Origin of the sequence: Fulvivirga aurantia (assembly GCF_009711475.1) — a bacterium.
Taxonomy (GTDB): domain Bacteria; phylum Bacteroidota; class Bacteroidia; order Cytophagales; family Cyclobacteriaceae; genus Fulvivirga; species Fulvivirga aurantia.
The window spans coordinates 1-5311 of sequence record NZ_SMMD01000664.1 but is presented as its reverse complement, the minus strand read 5'-3'; the positions used below and the strand labels follow the sequence as shown (position 1 = coordinate 5311).

Sequence of the window (5311 nt, the reverse complement as noted above, 5' to 3'; positions counted from 1 at the left end):
AGAAGAGGAAGCGATTTCATCATTGTGACCTTTCAATTATTAAGATTAATCAGTAATTCATCTTTAGAGCCATTTTGCTACCGGTATATTTGAAGTAGTTTTTATCTAAACCAATACCTTTTTTGAAGCTGATTAAATCTACATAGCGGCCTCCCATACTTCTATCGCCAATTACAGTACCTATAGAAAAAGAGTTTAGGCCTCCGTTTACGGTCATTAAACTCAATATATTCATCGAACTAAGATCTACAGTAACATACATCCATATGTTTTTTGTATTATGCATTATCATTGTGGTGTAGGCAAGTTTACCATCCTCGCTTCGAAGTTTTTCGAAGTATTTCTCCACAGGCAAAATTTCTATTGGGAATTTATATAAAGAGCGGGCTTCATCAGCCTCTATCTTTAAAGTTTCTTCAGCTACAACCAAAGTGGTTTCTTCAAGCTGAGCTATATTTTCAGAGATATTCCATAGCGACTCGTCTCTTTTATCTTTCCCTTCAGCAGCTGCCGATATATATTTTTGCATATTATGAAATACGAATCGATAATCTATTTCATCCATCGAATCATTTGGCAGCATTATTTTAAAGAGCCACTTATTTTGATCAGGGAGCAGTGCTCTAAAAACATATCCCTCGATATACACTATGGTATTTACAGTGTGTCTTCTTCCTCCATAACTTATGTCGGCTTTTAGAATAGCATATTTTTCAGCGTTCTCTTTGGTTACTAGTAATTCATCTATCTCTTGAGTAGTCATGAATTTTATGTCCGTGTGGAGCTGCCAGTATTTGGCTGCAAATTCCTTTATACTCTTATTAGCAATTTCAAGGTTTTTTAAATACAAATCTCTGGACTCAGGGCTTTTCTTAAATTCTTTCAATATGTCTTCACGTGGCTCTCGGAGCTCGACCAACAACTCTCGGTTAAGAAATTCCTGCGCGTGTTTTTGTTTTGGCATATCGAATTGAGCCGATCCTGATAGAGGGTTTAGAATAAGTATAATTAGAGAGAGAAAGATGATTTTGTTTGTCATGAGGTTAGAAGCTTAGAGTTTAGCTACTAAGAAAATAAAATATTAGAATAATTTTATTATAATATTTATAAATTTTGAAACGTCAGTGTTACTCTAGTAAAGTAAACGTACTTGTAAGACCTACACTAAAATTTCGAGGTAGCTTATGAACACCAAAAATAGCTCTACTGTGAGTGCCTCTACTTTCTAGAATTTTAGAAAACAAATCAGAAGCCCCATCAGCCACTTTGGGAGACTCATCCCAATTTTCAGCTGATTGAAAATAAATATCCAGGTGGTTTAGGCCTTCTATATGATCAAATCCTATTTTCTTATGCACTTGAGCTAACACATTGAGCGCGCAAAGCTGTAGGGCCTTATACCCGTCTGCTGTAGTCAGATCATTTCCCAGTCTCCCGGTATATAGATACTCACCATTATTAATCGGAAACTGAATGGCTATATAAGCCACTTTACCTCTCACATTGACTGATTGGTATGAGCCTCCAGGGGTAGAAACCTCAGGAAGCTCAAGCCCCATATCTTCTAGAATTTTAATTATATCCATTAGGGTACATCGGCTGTAGATAGATTCCATTTATCATTGTCGTAGTAATACCTGATTGCCTCTCCGGTGAGCGTATTCCAAACCAGGACTATTCTATATTGTCCGCCTTCTAAAGTGTAATATTCGTGATAAGCCATCATGATTTCACCAATTTGTCCGGAAGATTTGAGTGGTGCGGCTGGTAGGCTAGCTGTAGACTCATGCCACTGATTGTTGTCATAATAATAACGGATCGATTTGCCAGTTTTAGTATTCCAAACCAATACAATGCGATACTGGCCACCTTCTTCAGTGTAATATTCATGATAGTCCATCATAATCTCACCTTCTTGAGAGGGGTTTCCTAATGGGCGAGCTGGTAAACTGGCTGTAGACTCATGCCAGTCATCATTGTCATAATAATAACGGGTAGATTCTCCGGTTTGTGTATTCCATTTAAAGGCTATTCTATTTTGCCCGTTGTTGTAAGTGTGATATTCGTGATAATCATACTGATAAAGTTGAGCTTGCACGTTGCTTACTAAAGGGCAAATAAGGCCAAGGATTACCCAAATTAATAATAAGTTTTTTGATTTCATTTGGTGGATTTATGTGATAAAGCTATCCCACCAAGTAAAGGAATTATTAAAACTTATTATTACAAAAACCATACTTAATTTCAGATCATAATTGGTTTATTGATGAATGGAAATGTATGATTTTCCAACCGTCTGTAGTTTTATGCCATATCTTAGTCACAACCTCGCGTTGTTTTTTTTCTGCAAGCTCAATGACTTTTATGGTGTGGACCACTGATGGTGACATCACGTAAATGTCTTCGGTAATTTCACCTGCTTTTTCGAAAGGCCTGGGTATTCTGCTACAAAAATTTTGTATAAACTGAACGGATGGTGCTTTGCGTCCGGCTGCATAAAAAACGACATCTTCATCAAAAAAATCAGCCACTTTCTCGCATTCACCAATTTCGAAGGCGTTTTGCTCAGCAGCACTCAGTTGCTCAATTTCTTGCTTTATTTTCTCTTTTTCTTTCTGAGTAAAGTTTTGAGCTATGGCGGTTGAAGATATCAACAATAAATACAGAAATACGATTAATCTTGTCATCTGAATGGGTTTAGGTTTCTATTGGCTTTGTGTAATCTGAGGGCAACAGGTTACCGTTGTGGCACAAATATTTTATCTATCCCTAAGGCCTTTACCTTCAAATATTTGTGGTAAGTATTTTTCAATCCTCGATTTTCTGGTCTGCGATTGTTTTGCTTGTGAAAAATATAGTAGATAGCCTCGCTGTCTGCCTGGTGTAAGTGCTTTAAAAGCGGCCTTAAAGTCAGGGTTTGAATTAAATTTTTCTAATAGCTCCTCAGGTGTAGTATAGTCAGCAGTTTTCTTCATAGGAATTTTTACGCCTGCTTTTTCTACTTCTATAGCTTCGAATATATAAGCTTTGATCGTAGATTTTAGTGATGAGATTTCGTCTACATTTGTAAACCTGATCTGTCGTGCGGCCTGCACATTTTCAGTCTGTTGTACCAGTATATTCTTATCGTCTTTTAGTAATGCACCTTTATGAAAAAGTAGTGCACAAAAGTCCTTAAAACCGTGGATCAGCACAATGTTGTGATTTTTGTAAGTGTAGCAAGGGTGCATCCACTTCAACTCTTCTGTTAAGCCGCATTCTAAGACAATTTGCCTTAAAAGCGTCATCTCCTCTTGCCACTGTTTAGCTTGTTGTAAAAATAAATTGACCTTGTTATTCATAATCTGAGCATTAGAATAACAAGGTAATAATTAGAAAGGAAAATAAACAAAAAAGCATCGCCAGACTCTGACGATGCTTAAACACACTTATTGCTTAATTAATGATATATGGTGGAGAAAATTTGAGGCTATCATAAGTTTCGTTTGGATTCCAAATGGTAAAACTCGTGCCTGCTTTATCAAAGAATAATTGTCTCTTTACCTCAGTGCCACCTCCTCCATCACCCTGAAAGTCTATGCGGCAAGCCGCCCCAACCTGATCAAAACCTATGCCTACACCAGCCCATTTTGAAATAGAGAGGTCATCTTTCCAGGTAAATTTTTTATTCTTCAATTCGCAATGGGCATAACGACTACCCGGTTTTACAAAATAATGGGTGATAGTTCTATTAGGGTCAAAATGCCTACAAGCTGCTTCTAAGCCTTCTCCACTAAAAGGATAATTGGGGGAGGTATCCCAATACTCGTTTGTGTTATAAATTCTAACAGCTCCATCTTTTTCATCATATGGGCCGAGAGGTTGTGAGAGATCTACGTCACATGAAGGAAGCCATCCTGTATTTAGAACAATGAAATTAATACCGGACTTATCGAACAGGTATATTTTAGTGTTTTGAACCCTTGCAGCAGCACCTATTCCATCAAATATAATTTCACCCAAAGGAGCGTTAGGATCTTTGATACTATACTCACCCAATATTTCTCCTTGTGTACCCTTAAACCAAACATACTTATCGCCCTCATGATTAAACATAACTGCATTAGAACAGGCAATATTTGAAGCAGCCCCTATGCCTGGTTCATCATCATCTGCAAACACATCTATAAGTGCCTTGTAAGACTGAGGTGGTAAAGTGCCTCTCAGGTCGCATTGTACGATATTATACTCAGTGGCCAGGTTCGTACTTACGATTTGATCAGGCCTTTTGGCACTTCTTACGGTATAAGAAAGTGGAACACCTGTTCTTATATCTGTACTGTTGGCCAATCTTTCGGCTAATTGCTCAACAGAAGGCTCCGCAGCAAGCTCAAAAGATCCTTTGGCATCACCACCATAGGCGATAACCTTTATTTTAAGATTTTTCAGAGATTTAAAAGTTTCAACATCTACAGAGCCTGATGCCGAATTACCAAATTTACTGTAAGACACATTGAGTTTTGCATCCATTTCTTCTCTTGTTGATGTAGACTCTACTAGTAGATAGAAAATGCGTCCGTAGGTAACTGAAGAGATGAACGTAGCCGGGTTATCACTGGCTACGTAAGGGGAGAGGTCTTCCGGAGTTACACTAGGGTCAAAGAGCTCCTCTACATTGGTAGGGAAATCATAAATCATCGTGTAGTAAGACTGCTTTAACTTCACTAAAAATCTGTTATAGCTTTTGTCCTGGCTGAAGGACATGTTAGCTTTGGCCTTGGTGGTCCACGTTTTTAAAGTCAAGCCCATCTCCAGTGCTAGTTGTGTTTCCGATTGCACATTGATAATATCTAATTGAAAATTGGCCGGAACCACATCACTTGCATTTGCAATAATTTCATTCATGGCAGTACCGATGCTACTTCGGCTTACTTCATCTACAGAAAAGGAAGGATTGCTCCCAGTGTTTAAATCGTAGGATATAGTGCCCCCACCTCTCTTTACTACAATCGGAGACGGAGTGGCATCATTTAATGATTTACCTTGTAGTAAATTACCTGGATATATTACCTCAACATTTGGGTTGAAGAGCGGAAAATTCGAATTTCCACCAGTGACGCTCATAGTCTTTTCGCTACAGACCCACCGTGTTTCTATTTCTTCACCTCCTTCTGTCGTTTCGGTTCTATCTTCTTTGCCAATTTCACTGGCTGATGTTTCATTCCGGGTTGTTGTCTCTGGTACATCCTCAATTTCACCTTGAGATAGTACGGCTTCAAAGGTAAGGTCAGTAATCGGGTCGGTGCCGGGGTCATCACTAGTACATGACAGG

At 38.4% G+C, this 5311-nt stretch carries 6 protein-coding genes; all 6 read right to left on the bottom strand.

All coding sequences use genetic code 11. The features are described 5' to 3' along the window. Nucleotides 1-49 precede the first annotated feature (49 nt). A complete protein-coding gene (locus E1176_RS06840) occupies nt 50-1039 on the bottom strand; it encodes a hypothetical protein (RefSeq protein ID WP_155209860.1) in 990 nt (329 codons plus the stop codon). Between the two features lie 88 nt (nt 1040-1127). Further along, nucleotides 1128-1586: a RidA family protein gene (locus E1176_RS06835; RefSeq protein WP_155209859.1), complete on the bottom strand. Its 459-nt coding sequence runs from the start codon at nt 1584-1586 to the stop codon at nt 1128-1130. Next, entirely contained in the window at nt 1586-2164 is a 579-nt protein-coding gene (locus tag E1176_RS06830) for a hypothetical protein (protein ID WP_155209858.1), read from the bottom strand. The genes E1176_RS06835 and E1176_RS06830 overlap by 1 nt, the downstream gene beginning before the upstream one ends. An 85-nt stretch (nt 2165-2249) precedes the next feature. Continuing rightward, entirely contained in the window at nt 2250-2687 is a 438-nt protein-coding gene (locus E1176_RS06825; RefSeq protein ID WP_155209857.1) for a Cif family virulence factor, read from the bottom strand. A gap of 72 nt (nt 2688-2759) precedes the next feature. Then, nucleotides 2760-3341, bottom strand: coding sequence for a YdeI/OmpD-associated family protein (locus tag E1176_RS06820; RefSeq protein ID WP_155209856.1), 582 nt, complete (start codon nt 3339-3341; stop codon nt 2760-2762). 94 nt (nt 3342-3435) lie between these two features. Continuing rightward, the coding region (locus E1176_RS06815; RefSeq protein WP_185152677.1) for a thiol-activated cytolysin family protein at nt 3436-5311 on the bottom strand (1876 nt) is incomplete at its 5' end.